23 protein-coding genes, 1 other RNA gene and 2 pseudogenes are annotated in these 24,578 nt (G+C 62.0%); 16 read left to right on the forward strand and 10 right to left on the reverse strand.

The genetic code is table 11. The annotated features are described in order from the left end of the window. Positions 1-42: 42 nt before the first annotated feature. The 7 genes and pseudogenes from ACS4RS_RS06970 (at position 43) to ACS4RS_RS07000 (ending at position 9,657) form a co-directional block, all read left to right on the forward strand. Positions 43-1,431, forward strand: coding sequence for a dipeptidase (locus ACS4RS_RS06970; RefSeq protein ID WP_439011562.1), 1,389 nt, complete (start codon positions 43-45; stop codon positions 1,429-1,431). Positions 1,432-1,796: 365 nt separating this feature from the next. Then, positions 1,797-2,474: an SH3 domain-containing protein gene (locus ACS4RS_RS06975; RefSeq protein ID WP_439011561.1), complete on the forward strand. Its 678-nt coding sequence runs from the start codon at positions 1,797-1,799 to the stop codon at positions 2,472-2,474. Positions 2,475-2,982: 508 nt separating this feature from the next. Continuing rightward, positions 2,983-3,204: a hypothetical protein gene (locus ACS4RS_RS06980; protein ID WP_439011560.1), complete on the forward strand. Its 222-nt coding sequence runs from the start codon at positions 2,983-2,985 to the stop codon at positions 3,202-3,204. A gap of 196 nt (positions 3,205-3,400) precedes the next feature. Further along, a pseudogene (locus ACS4RS_RS06985) lies at positions 3,401-5,730 on the forward strand (transglycosylase domain-containing protein). A 282-nt stretch (positions 5,731-6,012) separates the two neighbouring features. Beyond that, positions 6,013-7,929, forward strand: a complete 1,917-nt coding sequence (gene dnaK, locus ACS4RS_RS06990) for a molecular chaperone DnaK (RefSeq protein WP_097617221.1) — start codon at positions 6,013-6,015, stop codon at positions 7,927-7,929. 85 nt (positions 7,930-8,014) lie between these two features. Then, positions 8,015-9,142 (forward strand): molecular chaperone DnaJ, encoded by a 1,128-nt coding sequence (gene dnaJ, locus ACS4RS_RS06995; RefSeq protein ID WP_449313925.1) that lies wholly within the window; start codon positions 8,015-8,017, stop codon positions 9,140-9,142. Positions 9,143-9,456: 314 nt separating this feature from the next. Continuing rightward, positions 9,457-9,657 carry a hypothetical protein gene (locus tag ACS4RS_RS07000; protein ID WP_439011558.1) on the forward strand — a complete coding sequence of 67 codons (201 nt, stop codon included), beginning with the start codon at positions 9,457-9,459 and terminating at the stop codon, positions 9,655-9,657. A gap of 64 nt (positions 9,658-9,721) precedes the next feature. Here ACS4RS_RS07000 and ACS4RS_RS07005 read toward each other — a convergent pair whose 3' ends face one another. Beyond that, complete coding sequence (locus tag ACS4RS_RS07005; RefSeq protein ID WP_439011557.1) at positions 9,722-10,087, reverse strand: helix-turn-helix domain-containing protein; 366 nt, start codon at positions 10,085-10,087, stop codon at positions 9,722-9,724. A 369-nt stretch (positions 10,088-10,456) separates the two neighbouring features. On the opposite strand from ACS4RS_RS07005, the gene recF reads away from it, so the two are divergent. The 3 genes from recF to ACS4RS_RS07020 are packed head-to-tail and all read left to right on the forward strand — an operon-like array spanning position 10,457 to position 12,887. Further along, positions 10,457-11,581, forward strand: a complete 1,125-nt coding sequence (gene recF / locus ACS4RS_RS07010) for a DNA replication/repair protein RecF (RefSeq protein WP_439011556.1) — start codon at positions 10,457-10,459, stop codon at positions 11,579-11,581. After that, positions 11,578-12,402, forward strand: coding sequence for a molybdopterin-synthase adenylyltransferase MoeB (locus tag ACS4RS_RS07015; protein WP_439011555.1), 825 nt, complete (start codon positions 11,578-11,580; stop codon positions 12,400-12,402). Before recF ends, ACS4RS_RS07015 begins: the two co-directional genes overlap by 4 nt. Continuing rightward, positions 12,399-12,887: a GNAT family N-acetyltransferase gene (locus ACS4RS_RS07020; protein ID WP_439011554.1), complete on the forward strand. Its 489-nt coding sequence runs from the start codon at positions 12,399-12,401 to the stop codon at positions 12,885-12,887. Before ACS4RS_RS07015 ends, ACS4RS_RS07020 begins: the two co-directional genes overlap by 4 nt. A gap of 13 nt (positions 12,888-12,900) precedes the next feature. Here ACS4RS_RS07020 and ACS4RS_RS07025 read toward each other — a convergent pair whose 3' ends face one another. Further along, entirely contained in the window at positions 12,901-13,902 is a 1,002-nt protein-coding gene (locus tag ACS4RS_RS07025) for an NAD(P)-dependent oxidoreductase (protein WP_439011553.1), read from the reverse strand. A gap of 184 nt (positions 13,903-14,086) precedes the next feature. On the opposite strand from ACS4RS_RS07025, the gene ACS4RS_RS07030 reads away from it, so the two are divergent. Beyond that, entirely contained in the window at positions 14,087-14,626 is a 540-nt protein-coding gene (locus ACS4RS_RS07030) for an SH3 domain-containing protein (RefSeq protein WP_439011552.1), read from the forward strand. Here ACS4RS_RS07030 and ACS4RS_RS07035 read toward each other — a convergent pair. Together ACS4RS_RS07035 and ACS4RS_RS07040 are read right to left on the reverse strand one after the other, a co-directional pair. Continuing rightward, entirely contained in the window at positions 14,619-15,611 is a 993-nt protein-coding gene (locus tag ACS4RS_RS07035; protein WP_439011551.1) for an adenosine kinase, read from the reverse strand. The genes ACS4RS_RS07030 and ACS4RS_RS07035 overlap by 8 nt on opposite strands. 142 nt (positions 15,612-15,753) lie before the next feature. Beyond that, positions 15,754-16,005, reverse strand: a complete 252-nt coding sequence (locus ACS4RS_RS07040) for a hypothetical protein (RefSeq protein WP_449313926.1) — start codon at positions 16,003-16,005, stop codon at positions 15,754-15,756. An 81-nt stretch (positions 16,006-16,086) separates the two neighbouring features. On the opposite strand from ACS4RS_RS07040, the gene ACS4RS_RS07045 reads away from it, so the two are divergent. Next, positions 16,087-17,034 carry an AEC family transporter gene (locus ACS4RS_RS07045; protein ID WP_003571195.1) on the forward strand — a complete coding sequence of 316 codons (948 nt, stop codon included), beginning with the start codon at positions 16,087-16,089 and terminating at the stop codon, positions 17,032-17,034. A 72-nt stretch (positions 17,035-17,106) separates the two neighbouring features. Here ACS4RS_RS07045 and ACS4RS_RS07050 read toward each other — a convergent pair. Then, positions 17,107-17,672, reverse strand: a pseudogene (locus ACS4RS_RS07050) (c-type cytochrome). Between the two features lie 154 nt (positions 17,673-17,826). Here ACS4RS_RS07050 and ACS4RS_RS07055 point away from each other — a divergent pair. Further along, a complete protein-coding gene (locus ACS4RS_RS07055; protein WP_439011549.1) occupies positions 17,827-18,582 on the forward strand; it encodes a 3-deoxy-manno-octulosonate cytidylyltransferase in 756 nt (251 codons plus the stop codon). Positions 18,583-18,592: 10 nt separating this feature from the next. Beyond that, positions 18,593-19,447 (forward strand): prephenate dehydratase, encoded by an 855-nt coding sequence (locus tag ACS4RS_RS07060; protein ID WP_207582420.1) that lies wholly within the window; start codon positions 18,593-18,595, stop codon positions 19,445-19,447. Between the two features lie 106 nt (positions 19,448-19,553). Here the strand turns inward: ACS4RS_RS07060 and ACS4RS_RS07065 are convergent, their stop codons facing one another. The 5 genes from ACS4RS_RS07065 to ACS4RS_RS07085 all read right to left on the reverse strand — a co-directional run bounded on the left by ACS4RS_RS07065 (position 19,554) and on the right by ACS4RS_RS07085 (position 22,453). Beyond that, positions 19,554-19,922 carry a VOC family protein gene (locus ACS4RS_RS07065; RefSeq protein ID WP_449313927.1) on the reverse strand — a complete coding sequence of 123 codons (369 nt, stop codon included), beginning with the start codon at positions 19,920-19,922 and terminating at the stop codon, positions 19,554-19,556. Between the two features lie 134 nt (positions 19,923-20,056). Next, positions 20,057-20,317 (reverse strand): hypothetical protein, encoded by a 261-nt coding sequence (locus ACS4RS_RS07070; RefSeq protein WP_439011547.1) that lies wholly within the window; start codon positions 20,315-20,317, stop codon positions 20,057-20,059. Positions 20,318-20,389: 72 nt separating this feature from the next. Next, positions 20,390-21,082, reverse strand: a complete 693-nt coding sequence (locus ACS4RS_RS07075) for an HTH domain-containing protein (protein WP_439011546.1) — start codon at positions 21,080-21,082, stop codon at positions 20,390-20,392. Between the two features lie 4 nt (positions 21,083-21,086). Then, positions 21,087-22,046 carry an NAD(+) diphosphatase gene (nudC, locus tag ACS4RS_RS07080; RefSeq protein WP_439011545.1) on the reverse strand — a complete coding sequence of 320 codons (960 nt, stop codon included), beginning with the start codon at positions 22,044-22,046 and terminating at the stop codon, positions 21,087-21,089. Beyond that, on the reverse strand, positions 22,043-22,453 hold the full coding sequence (locus tag ACS4RS_RS07085) for an HIT domain-containing protein (RefSeq protein WP_439011544.1): 411 nt from the start codon (positions 22,451-22,453) through the stop codon (positions 22,043-22,045). The genes nudC and ACS4RS_RS07085 overlap by 4 nt, the downstream gene beginning before the upstream one ends. Positions 22,454-22,541: 88 nt before the next feature. Here ACS4RS_RS07085 and ffs point away from each other — a divergent pair. Both ffs and ACS4RS_RS07095 read left to right on the forward strand, forming a co-directional pair. Further along, positions 22,542-22,638: signal recognition particle sRNA small type (gene ffs / locus ACS4RS_RS07090), an RNA gene on the forward strand. A 45-nt stretch (positions 22,639-22,683) separates the two neighbouring features. Beyond that, positions 22,684-24,564 carry a DNA polymerase III subunit gamma/tau gene (locus ACS4RS_RS07095; protein ID WP_439011543.1) on the forward strand — a complete coding sequence of 627 codons (1,881 nt, stop codon included), beginning with the start codon at positions 22,684-22,686 and terminating at the stop codon, positions 24,562-24,564. Positions 24,565-24,578: the final 14 nt, after the last annotated feature.

A 24,578-nucleotide genomic window follows, 5' to 3' on the forward strand; every position in this document is an offset into this window, starting at 1 on the left:
GTTTGGTCTATCGTCCCGCCGAATTTCGAAAAGGAGTCGAAAATGGCCGACATACAGCCGGTTCTTTTGCGTGCGGACCAGAATCTTTCATCGAGCCTCGAAAAACTGTTCGAGCTGCTGCGCATCCAGTCGATTTCCACCGACCCCGCCTACAAAGCCGAATGCCGCAAGGCCGCCGATTGGCTCGTCGCCTATCTCGAAACGCTCGGCTTCGAGGCCTCCGTTCGCGACACGCCAGGCCATCCGATGGTCGTCGCCCACCATGCCGGCGCGTCCACCGACGCGCCCCACGTTCTGTTCTACGGCCATTACGACGTCCAGCCGGTCGACCCGATCGAGCTTTGGGATAACGACCCCTTCGAGCCGAAGGTCAAGGATGTCGGCGACGGCCGCAAGATCCTGACCGGCCGCGGCACGTCCGACGACAAGGGCCAGCTGATGACGTTCGTCGAGGCCTGCCGCGCCTATAAAGAGATCAACGGCGCGCTTCCCTGCCGCGTCACCATTCTCTTCGAAGGCGAGGAAGAATCCGGCTCGCCGTCGCTGAAGCCCTTCCTCGAAGCCAATGCCGCCGAGCTCAAGGCCGATTATGCACTGGTCTGCGATACCGGCATGTGGGACCGCGACACGCCGGCGATCGCCGCGGCGCTGCGCGGTCTTGTCGGCGAAGAAGTCACCGTGACGGCCGCCGACCGCGACCTGCATTCCGGCCTCTTCGGAGGTGCCGCGGCCAACCCGATCCACATCCTCGTCGAGGCTCTCGCCGGCCTGCATGACGAGACGGGCCGCATTACGCTCGAGGGCTTCTACAACGGCGTCGAGGAAACACCTGACAACATCAAGGCCTCCTGGGAGACGCTGGGCAAGACCGCCGAGACCTTCCTCGGTGAAGTCGGCCTTTCCATTCCATCCGGCGAAAAGGGCCGTTCGGTGCTGGAACTCACCTGGGCTCGGCCGACCGCCGAAATCAACGGCATCTGGGGCGGATATACCGGCGAAGGCTTCAAGACGGTGATCGCCGCCAAGGCTTCAGCGAAGGTTTCGTTCCGGCTTGTCGGCACGCAGGATCCGGCCGCCATCCGCGAAGCCTTCCGCAGCTATATCAGCTCGAAGATTCCCGCCGATTGCTCGGTCGAGTTCCATCCGCATGGCGGCTCGCCGGCGATCCACCTCTCCTACGATTCGCCGGTTCTGACCAAGGCGAAGACCGCGCTGTCCGACGAGTGGCCGAAACCCGCCATCGTTATCGGCATGGGCGGATCGATCCCGATCGTCGGCGACTTCCAGAAGATGCTCGGCATGGAATCGCTGCTCGTCGGCTTCGGCCTCAGCGACGACCGCATCCATTCGCCGAACGAAAAATACGAGCTTGTCTCCTACCACAAGGGCATCCGCTCCTGGGTGCGCATTCTTCAGGCGCTCGCCGCTTGAACGAAAGGACGTGCCACATCGCAATAACAAAAAGGCCGGTTAAAACCGGCCTTTCGTCATCCGCTCGCTCAGTGCCAGTTCATCCGTGGTCAATGAGAAGCAGGTATTGCAGCCAGACTGCCTCCGAAAGGTTAACAGATGGTTAACGGCGGGTTCTCGGGAGCACTGCACGCCTCATGGCGTCGGCAGCAATTCATCGTTCAAGCTACGTTCATCGCGGACTACATATAAGTTATTGAAAGACAAGGTGAATGATGGTGTTCGCGCAACTGCGTGCGGTCGCCTCACCTTTTCTTTCAGACAGCAAGGGCCGGGCAAGTGCAGCCACGCGCTGCCCAAAATGCGCCTGTGAGGAGTGAGAAAGCGTGAAAAACCTGATTGCTAAAATCGCCGCGGCCGGCCTGTTCATGCTGGCGCCGGTGATCGCGCAGGCTGCCGAGGGCTATTCGACGGCGAACGTCAACATGCGCGCGGGCCCCAGCACCCGATATCCCGCCGTCGCGGTCATACCCGCCGGTTCTCCCGTCGAGATCCGCGGCTGCCTTTCCGACGTCAACTGGTGCGATGTGGAGTTCTACGGCGGCCGCGGCTGGGTTTCCGGCCAATATGTGCAGGTGCTCTATCAGCAGCGCCGCATCTATGTCGGTCCGCAATATTACCGTCCGCTCGGCATTCCGGTCATCCGCTTCAGCGTCGACAATTACTGGGATCGCTACTACCGCAACCGCGATTTCTATCGCGAGCGCAACCGCTGGAGCCGCGGCCCGGACTATTACTACCGCGACCGCGACAATCGGGATCGTGCGAGAGATCGCGACAGCCGCGATCGGGATTGGCGGAATCGCGATCAAGACAACTGGGATCGCAATCGGAATTGGCGCGACGGGGATCGTAACCGGGACGGCGACCGAGATGGGCGCAACCGCAAAGGCGACCAGCAAGGACGCGACGACAATCGACGGGAAGACCGGAGCGACAGGGATCGCAGGCCCGATCGCGGGGATTTCGTTTGCCGGCCCGGCGATTCCTCCTGCGACCAATGAGATATGGTGAGGCGGCGGCAGCGCCGTCCTTTCGAGACTGCCATCGGCGGGCAGTCAAGAAAAAGCCCGGTGCTCCCGCGGAGGGATGCACCGGGCCTGATGTCGATCGGCGCGTGTTGAGGGGAGACGGCCGATCATTCGCGGGACGTGAGGGGCTGCCCCGCTTCGTCCTAAACCATCCCGGAGCCACTTGGTTCCGCCGACCTTACAGAAGATGTGCGGCGGCGTGCTGAAAGCAGCGTGCGCATTTCGGCATAGCGCTTCGTCAGCCGGCTTCCTCGCTCCTCTCGAGGCGGCGTTGCCGCACGAAAGTAAGCACGCTCCAGGCACGAGCAAATCGGCGCGATGCATGTCAGATTGTGACAGTTGCAACGACCGGCAATCATGCCTGCGGGATGTCACCGACAATTTGATGTGAGAGCATCGTGATGCTCTTGTATTGCAGGATTCTTTGTTGCAGTTTTGAGACGTTGCGGATCGATTTTGATCCGTTCGAGGCTGGACCCTGATGACGCGAGACTACCTGGTTTTCCCAAGGCTTTTCGGCGCTCGGGCAGCCGCAATAGATGTTACCGTCTGGCATAAACACAACCCGCTCCTTCCTGTGCGACTTACCGATGGAGCGAACCTCAATCCTTCCGGTCAGATCTGGCGCCGCTTTCATCTCGGCGCGTGGGAATATAAGCAGGATCCGGAAACGCTCGACGATTACGAGGCCCGCCAGTTCTGACATGCATAGAGTTTAAGCGCAGCGCACAAAGCCGAGATGAAGCGTCGCGCTTTATCGACGCGTTCTGCTTTGCTTTCCATAATTAACACCCCGTTAAATCGCCGCATTTACAGTTCAATCGGGTGACGGCGCCCGCAAGAGTGCCGTTGTGCGAAGTCACGCTTCGCGATCGAACATGGGGTGTGACCGGTCGGCGATGGCAGGCAGAGGCAGATCAGGCGACAGAATCGAACCGTCCTTCAGCGGCCACCCGGCGCGCGACGATGACGAATTTTCCCTCGATGCCGATGACCGCATTGCCGGAAGCCGATCCACACGGCGCGGCGGCTCAAAACCGCCGCCGCAGCGTGTCGCCCCTCGACGGCGACGCGAGCCGCGGGAACGCGAAGGCGGAGGCTTTTTCGGCTTCGTGCGCCGGGTGATCTACTGGTGCGTCGTGCTGTTCATCTGGGCCGGCATCGGCGTTGCCGGGCTCGTAGTCTATTATGGCTCACGCATGCCGAGCGCCAGCACATGGTCGATCCCGGAGCGGCCGCCGAACGTCAAGATCACCGCCGTCGATGGCAGCGTCATCGCCAATCGCGGCGCCACCGGCGGCGAGGCGTTGTCGCTCGAAAACATGTCGCCCTATATTCCGGAAGCCGTCATCGCCATTGAGGACCGGCGCTTCTATTCGCATTTCGGCGTCGATCCGCTCGGCCTCGGCCGGGCGATCGTGACCAACTTCACGGCTGGCCACATGGTGCAGGGTGGCTCGACGCTGACGCAGCAGCTTGCCAAGAACCTCTTCCTCTCCCCGGAAAGAACGCTGGAACGCAAGGTGCAGGAGGTACTGCTCTCGCTCTGGCTGGAGCAGAAATACACCAAGGATCAGATCCTTGCGATGTATCTCAACCGGGTGTTCTTCGGATCGAACGCCTATGGCGTCGAGGCGGCGTCCCGCCGCTATTTCAACAAATCGGCGCGTGATGTGAACCTCGGCGAGGCCGCGGTGCTGGCCGGTCTGCTCAAGGCACCGTCGCGGCTTTCGCCGGCCCGCGACGCAGACGCCGCCAATGCGCGCGCCCAGCTCGTGCTTGCGGCAATGCGCGAGCAGGGCTTTATCACCGACTCCGAGGTCAAGACCGCGATGTCGCAGACCCCGGCTTCGGCCAAGAGCTATTGGTCGGGCGCCGGACACTATGTTGCCGACATGGTGATGGACGAGCTGCCGGGTCTGATCGGCGATGTCAAGGAAGACGTCATCGTCGATACGACCATCGACAAGTCGCTGGAAAAGAAAGCTGAGCAATCGCTGGTCGACGTTCTCGACAAGGAGGGCGGAAAGCTCGACGCTTCGCAGGCGGCCCTCGTCTCGATCGACGGCACCGGTGCGATCCGGGCGCTCGTCGGCGGCAGGGATTATGCGACGAGCCAGTTCAACCGGGCCGTCAAGGCCAAACGCCAGCCGGGCTCCTCGTTCAAGCCCTTCGTCTATGCCGCAGCACTCGAAAAGGGACTGACGCCCTTTTCGGTATTCAATGACGCGCCGATCCGCATCGGCGACTGGACGCCCGAAAATTACGAGAAGAAATACAATGGCGAGGTGACGCTGGCCACCGCACTTGCCAAGTCGCTGAACACGGTGGCCGCCCAGCTGGTGATGTATGACGGGCCGGACCAGGTGATCAAGCTTGCCCACCGGCTCGGCATCGAAAGCGATCTGCAGCCGAATGCCTCGATTGCGCTCGGCACCTCTGAGGTGTCGCTGATGGAACTCACCGCCTCCTATGCCGCCTTCATGAACGGCGGCTACAAGGCGACGCCGCACGTCATCCGCCGGGTGACGACCGCCGAGGGCAAGGTTCTCTACGAAAATACCTATGACAGCCCGCCGCGCGTGCTGTCCGAGCAGATCGTCGCCGAAATGGATGCGATGATGATGGGCGTCATCGACAACGGCACCGGCAAGAGCGCCAAGATCCCCGGCTGGCAGGCGGCAGGAAAGACCGGCACGACGCAGAATTCACGCGATGCGCTCTTCGTCGGCTTCACCAGCAACCTCACCACCGGCGTCTGGTTCGGCAATGACGACGGCAAACCGATGAAGAAGGTGACCGGCGGCGGCCTTCCGGCCAAAGCCTGGAAAGAATTCATGATCGCCGCCCACAAGGGTCTTTCGCCGGCGCCGCTGTTCGGCAACGGCCAGTTGATCGACAATCCAAACAATGGTCAGCCGATGGCGCAGGCAGCACCCGGCGATGGCAAACGGGCAACGGGCAACCGATGACCGCCGAGGCGCCGCCTTCGACGATCGGCGGCATTATTTCAGGCGTCTTCGGCGGCGACGAAAGTGCCAACCGCTATCCGCAGGCGCCTGTCCGGCAACGGAACGCGACCTCCGGCAACGGGCCGGTTCCTCCCGCCGACGTTGCCGAAGGCGGCTACGACGGCATGGTGCCGCCCGGCGATGTCGGGGGGCCGCAATCGACGTCTTCGGTCCAGCCGCGGCGCACGACCCTGCTCGATCTGATCATGGGCCAATGAGATCTTTGGCTGCATGGCCGACACACGCCGGACGCGCTGAAAATCGCTCGCCTTCGGGACGGCGGGCGGCCTCTTTCCCGGTGACTGTAAAAATTGAATGCAACACATTCGTTTTGCTGGATTCCGGGCCATTTCTCGCCTTGCAGTCCAGAAAACCGCTCCTTATATACGCCGCATCACCGCAATCACGATTGCGTAATCTTAAGTAGACCCATCCCGTAAGGGGCTGTCAGGGAAATGCCTTCTCGGGGTTCAGACAGCTTGCTTCAAGGAGAGAATGACATGGCAAAAGTAATTGGTATCGACCTTGGAACGACGAATTCCTGCGTCGCAGTCATGGACGGCAAGGACGCGAAGGTTATCGAGAATGCGGAAGGTGCACGCACAACCCCTTCCATGGTGGCATTTTCCGATGATGGCGAACGCCTCGTCGGCCAGCCGGCCAAGCGCCAGGCAGTCACCAACCCGACGAATACGCTCTTTGCAGTCAAGCGCCTGATCGGCCGCCGCTATGAAGATCCGACCGTCGAGAAGGACAAGCACCTCGTTCCCTTCACCATCGTCAAGGGCGACAACGGCGACGCCTGGGTCGAAGCCAATGGCAAGGGCTACTCGCCCGCACAGATTTCCGCGATGATCCTTCAGAAGATGAAGGAAACCGCCGAATCCTATCTCGGCGAAAAGGTCGAGAAGGCAGTCATCACCGTTCCCGCCTATTTCAACGACGCGCAGCGCCAGGCAACCAAGGATGCCGGCCGCATCGCCGGCCTTGAAGTTCTGCGCATCATCAACGAGCCGACGGCTGCCGCACTCGCCTACGGCCTCGACAAAAAAGAAGGCAAGACGATTGCCGTCTATGACCTTGGTGGCGGTACCTTCGATATCTCGATTCTCGAGATCGGCGATGGCGTCTTCGAAGTGAAGTCCACCAACGGCGATACCTTCCTCGGCGGTGAAGACTTCGACATGCGTCTCGTCGAATACCTCGTCGGCGAATTCAAGCGCGACAACGGCATCGATCTGAAGAACGACAAGCTTGCTCTGCAGCGCCTCAAGGAAGCTGCCGAAAAGGCGAAGATCGAGCTTTCGTCCTCGCAGCAGACCGAAATCAACCTGCCGTTCATCACGGCCGACGCCTCCGGCCCGAAGCACCTGACGCTGAAGCTGACCCGCGCCAAGCTCGAGAGCCTGGTCGACGATCTCGTCCAGCGCACCATCGCACCGTGCAAGGCAGCCCTCAAGGATGCCGGCGTCACCGCGGCCGAAATCGACGAAGTGGTCCTCGTCGGCGGTATGAGCCGCATGCCGAAGGTCCAGGAAGTCGTCAAGCAGCTGTTCGGCAAGGAGCCCCACAAGGGCGTCAACCCGGATGAAGTCGTGGCACTCGGCGCAGCCATCCAGGCCGGCGTTCTGCAGGGCGACGTCAAGGACGTGCTGCTTCTCGACGTAACCCCGCTGTCGCTCGGCATCGAGACGCTCGGTGGTGTCTTCACCCGCCTGATCGAACGCAACACGACGATCCCGACGAAGAAGAGCCAGACCTTCTCGACGGCTGAAGACAACCAGCAGGCCGTGACCATCCGCGTTTCGCAGGGCGAGCGTGAAATGGCTGCCGACAACAAGCTGCTCGGCCAGTTCGACCTCGTCGGCCTGCCGCCGTCGCCGCGCGGCATGCCCCAGATCGAAGTCACCTTCGACATCGACGCCAACGGCATCGTGCAGGTTTCGGCCAAGGACAAGGGCACCGGCAAGGAACAGCAGATCCGCATCCAGGCCTCCGGCGGTCTTTCCGACGCCGACATCGAGAAGATGGTGAAGGATGCCGAAGCCCATGCCACCGAGGACAAGAAGCGTCGCGAGGCCGTCGAAGCCCGGAACCAGGCCGAAAGCCTGATCCATTCCACGGAAAAGTCGCTGAAGGATTACGGCGACAAGGTTTCCGAGGCTGACCGCACCGCGATCTCGGATGCAATCGCCGCGCTGAAGACGGCTTCGGAAGCGACCGAGCCGGATGCCGACGACATCAAGGCGAAGACCCAGACGCTGATGGAAGTGTCGATGAAGCTCGGCCAGGCGATCTATGAAGCGCAGCAGGCCGAAGGCGGCGCTGCGGGTGATGCCTCCGCGGAAGGCGGCGACAACGTCGTCGATGCCGACTACGAGGAAATCAAGGACGACGATCGCAAAAAGTCCGCGTAATCCGCGACGGCGTGGTTATGCTTCAACACCTGATCCGGCTGCTCACCATGGCAGCCGGAAATCCATTTCCGGGGTTTAATCCTTAATGGCAAAAGCGGACTTTTACGAAACTCTGGGTGTCGCCAAGACGGCGGATGAGAAAGAGCTGAAGAGCGCCTTCCGCAAACTGGCGATGAAATTCCATCCGGACAAGAACCCGGATGACAAGGACGCCGAACGCAAGTTCAAGGAAATCAACGAAGCCTACGAGATGCTCAAGGATCCGCAGAAGCGGGCGGCCTATGATCGTTATGGTCATGCGGCGTTCGAGCATGGCGGCATGGGCGGCGGTGGCGGCGGATTTGCCGGCGGCGGCTTCTCAGACATCTTCGAGGATATTTTTGGCGAGATGATGGGTGGCGGGCGCGCGCGCCAGCGCTCGTCGGGCGGCCGCGAACGCGGCGCCGATCTTCGCTACAACATGGAAATAACGCTGGAAGAGGCTTTCTCCGGAAAGACGGCGCAGATCCGCGTTCCCACCTCGATCACCTGCGACGTCTGCTCGGGCTCGGGCGCCAAGCCCGGCACGCAGCCGAAGAATTGCGGCACCTGCCAGGGAAGCGGGCGCGTGCGCGCCGCACAGGGCTTCTTCTCGATCGAGCGGACCTGCCCGACCTGCCATGGCCGCGGCCAGATCATTCCCGATCCCTGCCCGAAGTGCCACGGCCAGGGCCGGGTGACGGAAGAGCGCTCGCTCTCGGTCAATATCCCCGCCGGCATCGAGGACGGTACGCGCATCCGCCTGCAGGGCGAAGGCGAAGCCGGCGCCCGCGGCGGACCGGCAGGCGACCTTTATATCTTCCTGTCGGTGAAGCCGCATGAATTCTACCAGCGCGACGGCGCCGATCTCTATTGCGCCGTTCCGATCTCGATGACGACGGCTGCTCTCGGCGGCACCTTTGACGTGGGGACGCTCGACGGCACCAAGTCGCGCGTCAGCGTGCCCGAGGGCACCCAGGCCGGCAAACAGTTTCGCCTGAAGAGCAAGGGCATGCCGGTACTGCGTTCGGCGCAGACAGGCGATCTCTACATCCAGATCCAGATCGAGACACCGCAAAAGCTGACAAAGCGCCAGCGCGAGCTGCTGCAGGAATTCGAGCAGTTGTCCTCCAAGGAGAACAATCCCGAGTCGACGGGCTTCTTCGCCCGGATGAAGGAATTCTTCGAAGGCTGAGCTGCGATCGATAGGGCATTTCGAAAGCCGGGGACGGAAACGTCTCCGGCTTTGTCGTTCAGCAGATCCCGATTTGTGACATTTGCCCTTCAGCGCCGCCGGGTTTGTCCCAGATCGGCACGGCGATGGGTCGGCGCATGACTTGCGTTAACGCAGCCGCATGATGGTGCTTGCAAGTTTTCCAAATGAATTCAGTCTCTGCTGTCAGCGCATACCCCCGGAAATCGGATCGCTATCCGGAAAGGATTATGCGCGGAATCAACGTAACAGAGCGTCTTCAGACGCGCGGGACAACCGAACCAAGGGTATCTGCCATGGCGCCAGCCTTTTCCTCTCAGCCCGAAGATGTCGACGTACTCGCCGGTGCGCTCTACACATGGTGCGCCGAGCGCAACATCAAGCTTCGCAGCCAGCAGGGGCTGTCCATCGCCAGTATCGCGATCGACCTCTATCACGCCGGCCACCAGACGCAGGACGAGCTGCTGATGGCGCTGCACGAACGCGAGCTTCACTAAACGCAGCGTGCGGACCGTGAACATGTTGCAGAGCTTGAATGGGGCCAATCCTGCTCCGGCGAGATCAGGCGGCGTTTTCCGCCGTTTCGCCACTCATGATCGTGACGATGGTCTTGACCGCTTCCTTGCCCGCCGATGAGTTCAGTCTGTCGTAGCTCAGCGCAAGTGCATAGGCGTCGGGGCTGAGTTCGATACGGCTGCCGAATTGCGACATGCCGGCTCCCTCGAAAAGAGCGGAGATCTCGACATTGAGAAAAACCGCGATCTGATGCAGCTTGCTGGCGGAAACGCGGTTCGTCCCTTTTTCGTATTTCTGAATCTGTTGGAACGTCAGTCCGAGTGCTTCGCCAAGCTCGAGCTGGGACACACGGCGAAGGGCGCGAAACTGTCTTACGTTGCGACCAACGATAATATCAACCGGATCTGGCACTTCATCACTCTCAGATACATAAACAGTTTGTTTACCATATCGGTTTCAGAGGATAACTCAACCCTGCAGTTGCAAATTTCAACCAACTTTCTTTGGCTTTACGTAACGTCGGCTTCCAGAGACGATTGTGGTAGAACCCCGGGTATACCGGGTTTGCGGACGCTGAAATAGGCTGCCGGCCATAGAGCCCAAGCGGCGCCGGAACGTCCTCCCCCAGGTTGTATTTTCATCGAGAATTTGGTTGCGCGCGGCATCGTGCTTGAAGCTTATCCGGTAGCGACGGCAGTAGATCCACGTCAGCGAAGCTGCGAGCCTTGCCATCAAAGCCGCTTGGGCTTAGCTGTCACGCTTTACGATTCCGGACATTCGATGCCGCACAAGGTTTCTCTTTCCCGTCTGAAGCTGACAGACTTCCGCAACTATGCGGCGGCGGCCCTTGCCCTTGACGGCCGGCACGCCGTGTTGACGGGAGACAACGGCGCCGGCAAGACCAATCTCATGGAGGCGATCTCGCTGCTTTCGCCTGGGCGGGGGCTGCGCCGTGCCGCCTATGGCGACATTACCCGCGTCGGCGCGGCCAGCGGTTTTTCGATCTTCGCCGCGCTCGACGGCATGGAAGGCGAAGTCGAAATCGGCACCGGTATCGAAACGGGCGAGGAAACCACCGTCCGCAGGCTCCGGATCAACGGTACTGCGGCCAAGACCGCAGACGAACTCACCGACCATCTGCGCCTTCTCTGGCTGACGCCGGCGATGGACGGCCTCTTTACCGGCGCCTCCTCCGACCGGCGCCGCTTTCTCGACCGGCTGGTGCTGTCGCTCGATCCCGCCCATGGCCGCCGCGCCAGCGATTTCGAGCGTGCCATGCGCAGCCGCAACAAATTGCTCGATGAAGGCCGCTTCGACCCCTCCTGGCTTACCGGAATCGAGGAACAGATGGCCAGCCTCGGCATCGCCATGGCGCTCGCCCGGCAAGAAATGCTCGGCCTGCTGGCCCGGCTGATCGAGGAAACGCGCGAGACGTCGCCCTTCCCTTCGGCATCGCTGCAGCTTTCCGGCTTCATGGACGGTCAGTTTTCGCGCCCCTCGGTCGACCTCGAGGAGGATTATGCGTCCATGCTTTCAGAGAGCCGCTACCGCGACGCCGGCGCGGGGCGCACGCTTGACGGGCCGCATCGGGCCGATCTCATCGTGCACCACCGGGAAAAGGCGATGGAGGCGGAACGCTGCTCCACCGGCGAGCAGAAAGCGCTACTTGTCGGCATGGTGCTTGCGCATGCGCGCCTCGTCGGCAATCTCACCGGCCACGCGCCGATCCTGTTGCTCGACGAGATCGCCGCCCATCTCGACGAGGGCCGCCGCGCCGCGCTGTTCGACCTCATCGACGGGCTGGGCGGCCAGGCCTTCATGACCGGAACGGATCGCGCGATGTTTTCGGCGTTGGGCGACAGGGCGCAGGTCTTCACAGTGGCCGACGGAAGGGTATTCGAATGACGGAGGCAGCTTTTCCCGGTATCGAGCGGCATGATAAGATCGGCCCCATGGAACCGCTCAGCCCCGACGAAATCGCGCGTTATCACCGTCACATCCTGCTCCCCGAAATCGGCGGCGCGGGTCAGCAGAGGTTGAAAGCCGCCCGTGTACTGGTGATCGGCGCAGGCGGCCTCGGTGCGCCGGTGCTGCAATATCTGGCCGCAGCCGGGATCGGCACGCTCGGTATCGTCGACGACGACCGGGTGTCGCTGTCGAACCTGCAGCGCCAGGTGATCCATGATTCCGGCACGATCGGCGAGTTGAAGACGGAAAGCGCCGCCTTCGCCATCGCGAGGCTCAATCCGCATGTCCGGCTGATCCGCTTCGAGGAACGTTTTTCCGCAGAGACCGCCCGCCGGCAGCTGTCCGGATTCGATTTGCTGATCGACGGCTCCGACAATTTCGACACGCGTTATGCCGCCGCCGATGCAGCCGAGGAAGCGCGCCGTCCGCTTGTCAGCGGCGCCGTCGGGCGGTTCGACGGCTCGCTGACGGTTCTCAAACCCTACGAGAGCGCCGAGGATGGAACGCCCAACCCCAGATATCGCGACTTGTTTCCGGAAGCGCCGCCGGCGGGGCTCATTCCCGCCTGCGCCGAGGCCGGGGTCATCGGCGCGCTGACCGGCGTCATCGGCACGATGATGGCGATGGAGGCGATCAAGCTCGTCACCGGCACCGGAGAGCCGCTGGTAGGACGGCTGCTGCTCTATGACGCGCTTTCGGCCCGCTTCGATACGGTCCGCTATAAACGACGCCGGGCGACACAAAGACAGGCCGGATGACGATTTCTCCTCTTGATCATAGTTTCACGCGCTGGGACGAGTTGCTCGCACTGATCCTCGCCGCCTTCACCTCGATGAACGGCAGGATCGATCCGCCATCCTCGGCGCTGACGCTGACGGCGGAGTCGCTGGCCGAAAAGGCAAGAGCCGAGATCGGTCATGTCGCCGTCGATGAGGGAAAGCTGGTAGGCTGCCTGTTTCTGCGGCCGGAGGCCGATTGTCTATATATTGGCAAGCTCGCCGTTCTGCCCTCAGCGCAAGGCAAGGGCCTCGGCAAGCGGCTGCTGGCGATTGCCGAGGAAACGGCCGAAAAGCTCGGCCTTCCCGCTTTGCGGCTGGAGACGCGCATCGAGCTCACCGACAATCACGCCGTCTTCGCCGCTTGGGGATTTTCGAGAACCGCCGAGAAGGCGCATCCCGGCTTTGCCAGGCCGACCTTCGTCGAGATGCGCAAGACCCTTGCGCCTGCGATCCAGGCCGTCTGACTCCAGCTCGGCTTCAGCGGCCGGGCAGCACCCGGTTCGGCGGCCTGTGACCGTCGATAAAGGCGCGGATATTGATGATGACCTTGTCGCCCATGTCGATGCGGCCCTCGATCGTCGCCGAACTCATATGCGGCAACAGAACGACCTTGCCCTCATTGGCGAGCTTGACGAGCTTCGGATTGACGGCGGGCTCGTTTTCGAAGACGTCGAGGCCGGCGCCGGCGATCCGGCCTTCCCTCAGAGCCTTGATCAGCGCAGCTTCATCGACCACGTCGCCGCGCGCGGTGTTGACAAGATAGGCCGTCGGCTGCAGCAGCGCCAGCCGGCGCGCCGAAATCAGGTGGAAGGTTGCCGGGGTCGACGGGCAATTGACCGACACGATATCGACGCGGGCGAGCATCTGGTCGAGACTTTCCCAATAGGTCGCTTCCAACTCGTCCTCGACAGCCGGATTGACGCGCTTGCGGTTGTGGTAGTGGATCGACAGGCCGAAAGCCTTGGCGCGGCGCGCAACCGCCGTGCCGATGCGACCCATGCCGACGATGCCGATCCGCTTGCCGTGAATGCGCCGGCCGAGCATCCAGGTCGGAGACCAGCCGGCCCATTCGCCGGGCTTGTCGGTCAGCACGCGCGCGCCTTCGCCGAGCCGTCTCGGAACCGCGAGAATCAGCGCCATGGTCATATCGGCGGTATCCTCGGTCAGGACGTTCGGCGTGTTGGTGACGGTGATTCCCTTGCGCGCCGCCGCCTCGACATCGATATGGTCGGTGCCGTTGGAGAAGCTCGCAATCAGCTTGAGCTGCGGCCCCGCCTCATCGATCAGCGCCGCGTCGATGCGGTCGGTGACGGTTGGCACCAGCACGTCGGCGGTCCTGACGGCAGCGATCAGCTCGGGCACGGAGCGCGGCGCGTCGTCGATGTTGAGCTCGGCGTCGAAGAGCTCGCGCATGCGAGTTTCGACGGCATCGGGCAGCTTGCGGGTGATATAGACCTTCGGTTTTTTCTTCGCTGTCATGGCTGGCTGTGGTGCCTTGTTCAGAGGTCTTTAACCAAGAGGGGTGATAATTTTCCCATCCGGGCATTTTCTACCAGACCCGCACGCGAAGACAAACAAAACTCGCGGTGCAGGTGGGGAATGTCAGAGCCCGGACCGCGAACAGGCCGGGCCTGCCCGCGAATTCGAGCAAACGGAAACTTCCATGCGCAGCAAAGTCCTGAAGTCCTGCCTTGCCCTTGCCATCGCTCTGGCCGCATCCCTGGGAACCGTCGAATTGGCCCATGCGCAGGCCGCCAAGGGGCCAAGCGGGCTGCCATTGCCGCGTTTCGTCACGCTGAAATCCAAGCGCGTCAACCTGCGCATCGGCCCGGGAACGGATTATGCGGTTTCGTGGATGTATCTGAAATCCGGATTGCCGGTGGAGATCATCCAGGAATACGACAATTGGCGCCGCATCCGCGATGCAGACGGCACCGAAGGCTGGGTCAACCAATCGCTGCTGTCAGGCCAGCGGGCGGCGATCGCCGCTCCATGGATGAAGACGAAGGCCAAGGGTGTCTTCGTCAATCTGCGCCGCGAGGCGCAGCCCTCCGCGTCGATCGTTGCCAAGCTGGAACCCGGTGTGATGCTGACGATCGGCGAATGCAACGGCGACTGGTGCCGCGCCGAAACCGACGGCGCCTCCGGTTGGGTGGCGCAGTCGGAGATCTGGGGCGCCTATCCCGGCGAAGCCTTCAAATAAGCCCAGCCTGTTTGGCGGCCTCGGACAGCGAGGTCATCGGGCGCGGGCCGATCTGCTGGATCACGATGCCGGCGGCGAGGCAGCCGAGCTTGCCGCAATCCTCTAGAGAGCGTCCCTGTGTATAGCCATAGAGAAAGCCGGAGGCGAAGAGATCGCCGGCGCCCGTCGTATCCACGACTTCCCTGATCCTGATCGCATCGACGTAATAGCGCTCGCGGCCCTGAAGGATGACGGCGCCATCCTCGCTCACGGTCACGGCGGCGATCTTGCAATCGGCGGCGATCCTGTTCAGCGCCTCTTCGAAATCGTCAGTTTCGTAGAGCGACAGCGCTTCCTGGCGATTGGCGAAGACGATATCGATCTTGCCGGAGCGCATCAGATCGAGGAATTCACCGCGATAGCGGCCGACGCAGAAGCTATCGGACAGCGTCATCGACACTTCCCGGCCGTTTTCATGGGCAATACGGGCACAATCGAGGATCGCTTCCTTGGCGCGCGGCGGATCCCAGAGGTAACCTTCGAAATAGGTGACCTTGGCGTCGGCCACGACATCGGCCTCGACGTCCTCCGGCCCGAGCTCGACGCAGGCGCCGAGATAGGTATTCATCGAACGCTCGCCATCCTCGGTGACGAAGATCATCGAGCGCGCCGTCGGCGGGAAGGTGCCTTTAGGCTTCGTTTGGTAGTGGACGCCCTGGGCGCGGATGTCGTGCGTGAAGATGTCGCCCAGCTGATCGGCGGCGACATTGCCGAAATAGGCGGCCTTGCCGCCGAGGCTGGCAACGCCCGCAGCCGTATTGCCGGCGCTGCCACCGGAGGCTTCGAGCGCCGGCCCCATGCGCGAATACAACAGTTCGGCCCGCTCGGCATCGATGAGGTTCATCGCCGCCTTGGTGATCTGGTTGTCAATGAGGAACTGGTCGTCGCAACGGGCAATGATGTCCACGATTGCGTTGCCGACTGTCAGAACATCGAATCTTGTCATGAAATGGGGAGTCCCGGATTTGTGATAGCCGGGGTTCGGTCTTAGCGAAATTTCCGCCGTTTGGAAGGATAAATGGTGGATGGCGCATCTATTTCTTCGCAAAACTGCCGCCTGTTCGTCATGCCGCTGTCATTTTCGAAATCTAGAAATGGTCGCGAGAAGACCGGCATGAGCAGCTTTCAGTTGCAGCCGGACGCACGAAGGATGAACCCTTCGATCTTACCGGCGCGATGCTGACCACGGATGAACTGGCAGCTTCGCGATCGCTCCGGCAAAGCCGGAGCGGAAAAGCGGGCTGTGCCCGCTTTTTTTGTTTCCCGGATGCTGCCGGATCGGCGGCGATCGGCTTTTCAATCCAAGCCGTTTGCTGCTGCAGCATTTTCAAGTGCTGCATAATTTATCCTTAAATCGATTCCGATTTAAGGAATTATGCGGTAGAGGTGCGACACTCCCCCCGCGCAAAGCAGCCTCCCCCATGTCAGCCATCATTCTCGACGTTCTTCCCATCTTCATCCTGATCCTCATCGGCTGGGTGATCGTCCGCAGCGGCTTGATGGCATCGAATGTCGGTGAAGCGCTCAGCGAATTCGTCTTCAAGATCGCCGTGCCGCTGTTGCTCTTCCGCACCATCGCCGAGGCGGATTTTCACGGCGCCTCGCCTTTCCGGCTGTGGATCGTCTATTTCTCCGGCGTTGCCATTACCTGGGCGACCGGCCATATCGCCGCCACGCGCCTCTTCGGCCGCGACGAACGGATCGGCGTGCTGGCCGGCGTTTCCTCGGCTTTCGCCAATAATATCTTCATCGGCCTGCCGCTCGTCGAGCGCACCGTCGGCGACGAAGGGCTGGTGGCGCTGTCGATCCTGCTTGCCGTGCATCTGCCGGTGATGATGGTCGCCGGCACGGTGCTGATGGAGCATGCCGAGCGCAAGATCGCCGGCAAGAGCGATCGCAGCATGGTGCTGGTGCTTCGCCAGATCGCCGTCAATCTCGTGCGCAACCCGCTGGTGATCGGGCTTGCGGCCGGCATGGCGATGCATCTTTCCGGCCTCACCATGCCGGTAACGCTGGCAACTGTCGTCAAGCAGATCGCCGGCATTGCCGGCCCGGCGGCACTGATCTCGCTCGGCATGGCGCTGGAGAAATACGGCATTTCCGGCAATCTCGGCATCGCCAGCGTCACATCGAGCTTGAAGCTGCTGCTGCTGCCCGGCTGCGTGTGGGCGGCAAGCCATCTCCTCGGCCTCAGCCCGGAATGGACGGCGGCGATCGTGCTGACATCCTCGGTGCCCACAGGCGTCAACGCCTGGCTGATCGCCAACCGATTCGGCGTCGGCCATAGCATTGCTGCCTCGACGATCACCGTGACGACGGCGCTCGGCGCCATCACGGTCTCACTCTGGGCCTATTTCCTAGGTGCCTAAACGGCCCTCCGCATAGCAAAAAGCCCGGCTTCGCGGGCCGGGCTTCCATGAGATGCGATCATTCCGTCCGCGTCACTGCGTCGCGGTGTTCGGGTCCGGCAGCGGCACCGGCGAATCGGCGAGCGTGTGCAGGTAGAGGATGACGTTGGCGCGGTCCTGATCCTTCGCCAGACCGGCAAAGCCCATCGCCGTGCCGGGAACATCCTTCTTAGGCGCCGTCAGGAACTTGTTGAGGAATTCGAAAGTCCACTTTTCGCTGCCGCCCTTGGAGAAATCTTTCATGGCAGCGGAATAGGCGAAGCCCTCATGCGTGGCGATTGGGCGATCTACGACACCAAAGAGGTTGGGACCGACCTTGTTCGGTCCCCCTTTGGTGCCGTCATGACAGGCCTGACACTTCTTGAAGACCGTTTCACCGGCCTTGGCATCGGCAGAAGCGAGCAATTGCGCGATCGGAACGCAGCAGCGGCAGGCGCAGCTTCGCCACCAGCGGCGGGCGCCTCTTCGGCAACGATCGCGAAACCTTCCTTTTCCGGTGCTTCGGAATGGAAGATCCCTTCGGACGCGATGGAGACCGACATCAGAACGAAAATCGTTCCGAGCAGTGCCCCCACGGCCGTATTGACGTATGAATTCATCTGCAATGCTCCCCTTGCAGCCGGCAGACCATAAACCGGACCATCTTGAAATCGCGCGGAACCTATGTCTTTTGGCTGATCGTTGCAACTGTCTAAATGGTCTTGTGCGTGAGACTTTTTGACACTTTTCAGCCCGGAATAGAAGGCCCGACCAATGAGTGATTCAAATTTAGACGGCGTGCTCGTATTGATCCCGGCGCGGATGGCGTCCACCCGGCTTCCGGGCAAGCCGCTCGCCGATATTTGCGGGCTGCCGATGATCGTCCAGGTGGCGATGCGCGCCCAAGAGGCAGCCATCGGCCGCGTCGTCGTCGCCGTCGACGACATCAGGGTGTTCGATGCGGTTTCTGCCGCCGGCTTCGAAGTCGTCATGACCAGCAGCGATCATCAATCGGGTTCCGATCGGATCTTTGAGGCGCTGCAGAAAGTCGATCCTGCCGGCAAGGCAAAATTCATCGTCAACGTCCAGGGCGATCTGCCGACGATCGATCCGGAAACCGTGCGCGCGGCTTTGCGCCCTCTCGAGAACGAGGCGGTCGATATCGGCACGCTGACGACAGAAATCGACAATGAAGAGGACAAAACCGCGCCGCACATCGTCAAGGTCGTCGGCTCGCCCGTTTCCGACACCCGACTGCGCGGGCTCTATTTCACGCGTGCGACCGCACCTTACGGCAAGGGGCCGCTCTACCATCATATCGGCCTTTACGCCTATCGACGCGCGGCGCTGGAACGGTTCGTCTCACTCGGGCCTTCGACGCTCGAAAGGCGCGAAGCGCTGGAGCAGCTGCGGGCGCTGGAGGCCGGCATGCGCATCGACGCCGAGATCGTTGACACGGTTCCGCTCGGTGTCGATACTCCCGCCGACCTCGAAAAAGCGCGGCGCATCCTCTCCGCAAAGTCGAACTGACGGAACTATCATGAACATCAAGACCAACAGGATCGCCTTCCAGGGCGAATTCGGCGCCAATTCCGACATGGCCAGCCGGGACATGTTTCCGACCATGGAGCCGCTGCCCTGCCAGACTTTCGAGGATGCGTTCACGGCGGTCGACAATGGCGACGCCGATATCGGGATGATCCCGATCGAGAACACGATCGCCGGACGCGTCGCCGATATCCACCATCTGCTGCCGGAATCGCGGCTGCACATCATCGGCGAATATTTCATGCCGATCCGCTTCCAGCTGATGGTGCTGCCGGGGGTGACCAAGGACGAGATCCGCACGGTGCACAGCCATATCCACGCGCTCGGCCAGTGCCGCAAGATCGTCCGCGCTAACGGCTGGAAGCCTGTCATCGCCGGCGATACGGCCGGCGCAGCAAAGCTCGTGAAGGAAACCGGCGACCGTTCGATGGCCGCCTTGGCGCCACGCCTTGCGGCCGATCTCTACGGGCTCGAGATCATCGCCGAAAATGTCGAGGATACGGAAAACAACGTCACCCGCTTCGTCGTGCTGTCGCGCGATGAGGAATGGGCGCAACGGAATTCGGCTGATGAAAAGGTTGTCACCACCTTCGTCTTCAACGTCCGCAACATTCCGGCCGCGCTCTATAAGGCGCTTGGCGGGTTCGCCACCAACAACATCAACATGACGAAGCTGGAAAGCTATCAGCTCGGCGGCAGATTTGTGGCGACGCAGTTCTACGCCGATATCGAGGGCCACCCGAACGATCCGAACGTGCGCCGGGCATTAGAAGAACTGCGGTTCTTCTCCGAGAAGGTGCGCATCCTCGGCGTCTACAAGGGGCATGCGATGCGAGGCCTGCTGTAGCTCTTAGTTCTATGCATGTGCCCGGAAGCGCTGCCACGTTCTATGCATGTGCCCGGAAGCGCTACGCAGTTCCGGGCAAATGCATCGGAGGCCTCGACATCAGCTACTATTTGTCCGGCTCGCAGACGCGCAGGCGATGACCGTCCGGATCGAGCACGACGAAGGTCGGGCCGAAATCCAGTTCGGTCAGTTCCTGAGCGATCGGCAGGCCGCGACCGCGCCAGTCCTCGTAATGATTGGCAACGGCGTTTTCCCCCTTGACCATGAAGGCCACTTCGCCGCGGTTCCCGATGGCGGAAGGCTGCGGCTCGACCTTGCTGCGCCGCCAGAGGCCGAGGGTGAAGCCGCCCTCGAGCGGAAAGGCGACAAAATTCGGCGCTTCCACGGCTGGTTCGCGGTTCAGGAGGTTGCGGTAGAACCTGGCGCTTTCGCCGGGGTCCTTGACGTAGAGGATAATCAGGTTCGGGCTGGTCATTTCGGTTCTCCCGTTGATTTGAAATGGTAAGGACGACGGGCCCGACTGCTGCCAATGGATGGCAGCAGGACGTGGAGGCGCAGCGACTGCGGCGCCCCGTTCGTCGGGTGGAATGTCAATGGTGACGAAGTGATTTAGAGCGGAAAACGATCCCCGCGGCGCGGACCGCGCCCGTCCAGGAAGCCGAGGTCACGCTTCAAGGAATCCGGTGTCGTTTCAGGATCGAGTTTCGGGCGGTTTCCCCCGGGATTCCGGACAAAGCCCATGACCCATCCCAGCAAGCCGGAGCGCGCCGATTGGCCGACGTCGGCAAAAGTTTCGGCCGAAATGACATCGGCAAAGGTCTCAGCTGTAAAACGCTCGTTGGCGAAATGGATGGCGGGAGGCATTGCCATGATCAGTACTCCTTCCTGGTGGATTGGTACTGATAATAACGCCGACTGCTGACAGTTTATGGCAGCAGCGTTTTAGTTCTCGAGCGGCACGTCCTGCTCGCGCCATTCCTTGAGGAGAACCGTTCGGCGGCGCGGATAGCGCACCTCATGCAGCGTCATGTCGATAATGCGGTCGGTGCGGAAATGGCGGAAGTCCTGGCGCAGTTCGCACCAGGCCATGAGGACGCGCACATGCTCGAAATAGCCAAGTGCGAAAGGCCAGACGCGGCGGCGTGAGATCCGGCCCTGTTCGTCACCGTAATGCAGTTCGAGAATACGCTCGAGGCGGATCGCCCGGCGGATGGCCGAAACGTCAGCCTTGTCCTCGTCCCGGCGCTTGGGGCCGACAAAAAGGGCGGCCGAATCGATCATGTCCCGCAGATCGGCCGGCAGCACCGCGGCAATCTTGGCCAGCGCATCGGCGCCGGCACCGGCGAGACGCGGCTCGGCGGCGCGGGCGACCCAGCGCGAGCCGAGGACCAACGCCTCCAGCTCCTCTTCGGAAAACATCATCGGCGGCAGCATGAAGCCGGGCTTCAGCACGTAGCCGATACCGGCTTCGCCTTCGATCATCGCCCCCTGGGCCTGCAGGCTGGCAATATCGCGATAGAGCGTGCGCAGGCTGACGCCGGTTTCCTCGGCAAGCACGATACCGGTCACCGGCCGCCGGTAACGCCGAAGCGTCTGCAGCAGCGTCAGCAGCCGTTCCGAGCGCGCCACCGGCATGGCGTTACCGCTTCCACTCCACCCAGTCGCGCATCAGGCGGTGGGCTATCGCCCCTTTCGGCGGCGAGGCCTTGCCTGTCGCGCTGGGGCGTTCCAGCATCTCGATCGTTTCCTCGCGGGTGAACCAGCGGCAATCTTCCAACTCCGTCTCGTCGCGGGTGATTTCGGTGGATTTGGCCTCGGCGTAACAGCCGATCATCAGCGAATGCGGCATCGGCCAGGGCTGCGAGGCGTGGTAGCGGATGCGGCCAGTGCGGATGCCCGATTCCTCCAGCGTTTCGCGGCGCACGGCGTTTTCGATGGTCTCGCCGGGTTCGACGAAGCCTGCAAGACAGGAATACATGCCGGGCGCGAAATGCGGGCTGCGTCCGAGCAGGCAGAGGTCGCGGCTCTCGTCGATGGTCAGCATGATGACGACGGGGTCGGTGCGCGGGAAGATCATGTGTTCGCAGGCGGCGCAGACACGCTTGTAACCGCCGATGTGAATCTCCATCGCCGAGCCGCAGCGGCCGCAGAAGCGGTTGTCGCCATTCCAGCGGATGAGACTCGCGGCCTGGGCGAATTCGCCGAGCAGCACCTCGTCGATCAGCATTTCGCGAAACAGCGTGCGGCCGTCGGCAGGCTTGTAATGGCTTGTGAGATCGTCGACGTCGATGCCGACGGGAACGGCAAGCCGGGGCTCGCCTGATTTGCGATAGCCGAGAAGCACGGTCTCGTCCCAATCCGGCTGCAATTCCTGCAGTTCGTAGCGAGCAAAGAGCGGATCGAGCACCTGGCCGTCATGCTTCAGCACCAGCTTGTCCCCAGCGAAGGCGAAGATATGGGTGCCTTCCCTCGCCAGCGCCTTTTCGACGGAGTGTTCGTCGCGATGCTCGGAATCGCGGTTGAGGTCGTTGGCGGCAAAAGCCGTGAGATTGCTGGGTTCGGGATGCGGCACATCCGAATCGAAAAGCGAATGACTCATGATGAAAGGGCTTCCCGCAGCTTCGCTGTAAATTCGTCTCTCTTTCCGTCTTCGTAGGGCTCCGCCTGCCCGAAGCCCCAGACGGGACCCGGCCAGTTGGCATCGCCTTCGAAGCGGGCAATGACATGAACATGAAGCTGGCGGACGATATTGCCAAGAGCCCCGACATTGATTTTTGCTGCACCGGTCACCTGCTTCAGCGCCTTGGCGGTGAGCTCGGTCTCGAAGGCAAGCAGCACCTGGTCGAGCGGCGTCAGCTCGAAGATCTCGGTGATTTCAGCCCGGCGCGGCACGAGAATGAGCCAGGGCCAGCGGGCATCCCTCGACAATCTGAGATCACAGAGGCCGGTGATCATGACGCTTGTGCTGTCGTTTTCCAGCCGCGGGTCGAGCTTATAGCCGTTCAAGGGCATTCCTCCTGTCTTTTCCAACGACTAGCAGTTTTTTATCATGTTGGCTTGCTTTTGATGACGATATTGCCGATATGTGCATCCGGGAGGTTGGTGGTGGACGAGCCACTCGCCAACCGGGTCAGGTCCGGAAGGAAGCAGCCCTAACGAGCCCGGCACGGGTCATCGTGCCAGCCTCCCACCTTCTCTCCACGAAGTGCCCGACGATCCGGGCGACAAGCAGGGCGATGAGCGACACCGAGCGACAATCAAAAGATGCCGCCTCGACGGGCACCGGATACCGGGTGCTGGCTCGCAAATACCGCCCCAAGGATTTCACGGACCTGATGGTCGGCCAGGAGCCGATGGTCCGCACCTTGACCAACGCCTTCGAAACCGGCCGCATAGCACAGGCCTATATGCTGACCGGCGTGCGCGGCGTCGGCAAGACGACGACGGCGCGCATCCTGGCGCGGGCGCTGAATTACAAGACATCCGATGTCGACAAGCCGACGATCGACCTTCGCACGCCCGGCGAACATTGCCAGGCGATCATGGAAGGCCGGCATGTCGATGTGATCGAAATGGATGCGGCCTCCCATACCGGCATCGACGATATAAGAGAAATCATCGAGCAGGTGCGCTACCGGCCGGTTTCGGCGCGCTACAAAGTCTATATCATCGATGAAGTGCACATGCTGTCGACGCAGGCCTTCAACGGGTTGCTGAAGACGCTGGAAGAGCCGCCGGAGCATGTGAAATTCATCTTCGCCACCACCGAAATCCGCAAGGTGCCGATCACCGTGCTGTCGCGCTGCCAGCGTTTCGACCTGCGCCGCATCAGCGCGTCGGATCTTGTCGGGTTGTTTTCGACAATCGCCGCCAAGGAAGGCATCGAGGCCGAACCGGACGCGCTGGCGATGATCGCACGGGCCGCCGAAGGCTCGGCGCGCGACGGGCTGTCGCTGCTCGATCAGGCGATCGCTCATGGCGCGGGTGTCGTGCAGGCGGAAGCCGTGCGCGGGATGCTTGGCCTTGCCGACCGTGCCCGGATCGTCGATCTCTTCCAGCATGTCGTCAAGGGTGACGTCGCCGCAGCCCTCGGCGAATTCCAGAGCCAGTACGAGGCCGGCGCCAATCCGGTGGTGGTGCTCACCGATCTTGCCGATTTCACCCATCTGGTGACGCGGCTGAAATATGTGCCGGATGCGGCAAACGACCCGTCGCTTAGCGAAATCGAGCGCACCAAGGCGGCGGAGTTCGCCAAGGGCGTTGCGGTCACGACGCTGTCGCGCATCTGGCAGATGCTGCTGAAGGGCATTCCGGAAACGGAAGGCTCCTCGCGGACGGCGGGCGCGGCCGAAATGGTGCTGATCCGCCTCACGCATGCCGCGCACCTGCCGGCGCCCGAGGATGCGGCGCGGCGGCTTGGCGAATTTTCCGGCGACAATGCCGGCCCGCGGCCCTCCTCCTCGCCTTCCGGCAATGGCGGCGGCAGCGGCACGCGCGTTCCCTATCAAAGCAGCGTCGCGGCACGCGCGCCGGAAATCGCACCTGGCAAGCCACAGGCGTCCGCGCCGGCGGCGATGCTGCGCGCCGTGCCGAGCAGCCAGCCCGAGACGATGCCTGTCGGGCGGATCGAGACGAAGCCGGCTGAGACACCGAAGTCGCTCGTCCCGGTCAATTCGATCGGCGATATTGTCGACCTCGCCGCCGAGAAGCGGGATGTCAAGCTGAAGGCGCTGGTACGCAACTTCGTGCGGCCCGTCCGCATCGAGCCCGGCCGGCTCGATGTGAACCTCACGGAGGGCGCACCAGGCACGCTGCTGAACGAGCTTGCCGTCAAACTCAAGGAATGGACGGGCATCCACTGGATCGTCAGCACCAGCCGCGAAGAAGGTGGGCCGACGATGGTGGAGGCGGAAGCCAAGGCTCAGCAACAACGCGTCAGCGATGCACGCCAGGACCCTGATGTCGCAGCGATCCTTGCACAGTTTCCGGGCGCCAAGATCATCGACGTGCGCGTAAGGGCGCCGACGCCGGAGGAAGAAGCCGAAGAGGCGACCCCGCCTGCCGCCGCCGAATCAGAAGATGGTGATATCCTGCCCGGCGACGACATAGAATTCTGATTTCAAGAAGGAGC

The organism is Rhizobium sp. F40D2, assembly GCF_051810745.2.
Lineage (GTDB): Bacteria > Pseudomonadota > Alphaproteobacteria > Rhizobiales > Rhizobiaceae > Rhizobium.

Coding starts and splice junctions, on each gene's coding strand:
- ACS4RS_RS06980 (WP_439011560.1), top strand. CDS start 2,983: ATGACGCGAGACTACCTGGTTTTCCCAAGGCTTTTCGGCGCTCGGGCA.
- ACS4RS_RS07065 (WP_449313927.1), bottom strand. CDS start 19,922: ATGACCAGCCCGAACCTGATTATCCTCTACGTCAAGGACCCCGGCGAA.
- ACS4RS_RS07035 (WP_439011551.1), bottom strand. CDS start 15,611: ATGACAAGATTCGATGTTCTGACAGTCGGCAACGCAATCGTGGACATC.
- ACS4RS_RS07095 (WP_439011543.1), top strand. CDS start 22,684: ATGAGCGACACCGAGCGACAATCAAAAGATGCCGCCTCGACGGGCACC.
- ACS4RS_RS07020 (WP_439011554.1), top strand. CDS start 12,399: ATGACGATTTCTCCTCTTGATCATAGTTTCACGCGCTGGGACGAGTTG.
- ACS4RS_RS07075 (WP_439011546.1), bottom strand. CDS start 21,082: ATGCCGGTGGCGCGCTCGGAACGGCTGCTGACGCTGCTGCAGACGCTT.
- ACS4RS_RS07060 (WP_207582420.1), top strand. CDS start 18,593: ATGAACATCAAGACCAACAGGATCGCCTTCCAGGGCGAATTCGGCGCC.
- dnaK (WP_097617221.1), top strand. CDS start 6,013: ATGGCAAAAGTAATTGGTATCGACCTTGGAACGACGAATTCCTGCGTC.
- nudC (WP_439011545.1), bottom strand. CDS start 22,046: ATGAGTCATTCGCTTTTCGATTCGGATGTGCCGCATCCCGAACCCAGC.
- ACS4RS_RS07015 (WP_439011555.1), top strand. CDS start 11,578: ATGACGGAGGCAGCTTTTCCCGGTATCGAGCGGCATGATAAGATCGGC.
- ACS4RS_RS07025 (WP_439011553.1), bottom strand. CDS start 13,902: ATGACAGCGAAGAAAAAACCGAAGGTCTATATCACCCGCAAGCTGCCC.
- ACS4RS_RS07045 (WP_003571195.1), top strand. CDS start 16,087: ATGTCAGCCATCATTCTCGACGTTCTTCCCATCTTCATCCTGATCCTC.
- ACS4RS_RS07040 (WP_449313926.1), bottom strand. CDS start 16,005: ATGCAGCACTTGAAAATGCTGCAGCAGCAAACGGCTTGGATTGAAAAG.
- recF (WP_439011556.1), top strand. CDS start 10,457: ATGCCGCACAAGGTTTCTCTTTCCCGTCTGAAGCTGACAGACTTCCGC.
- dnaJ (WP_449313925.1), top strand. CDS start 8,015: ATGGCAAAAGCGGACTTTTACGAAACTCTGGGTGTCGCCAAGACGGCG.
- ACS4RS_RS06970 (WP_439011562.1), top strand. CDS start 43: ATGGCCGACATACAGCCGGTTCTTTTGCGTGCGGACCAGAATCTTTCA.
- ACS4RS_RS07055 (WP_439011549.1), top strand. CDS start 17,827: ATGAGTGATTCAAATTTAGACGGCGTGCTCGTATTGATCCCGGCGCGG.
- ACS4RS_RS07000 (WP_439011558.1), top strand. CDS start 9,457: ATGGCGCCAGCCTTTTCCTCTCAGCCCGAAGATGTCGACGTACTCGCC.
- ACS4RS_RS07070 (WP_439011547.1), bottom strand. CDS start 20,317: ATGGCAATGCCTCCCGCCATCCATTTCGCCAACGAGCGTTTTACAGCT.
- ACS4RS_RS07030 (WP_439011552.1), top strand. CDS start 14,087: ATGCGCAGCAAAGTCCTGAAGTCCTGCCTTGCCCTTGCCATCGCTCTG.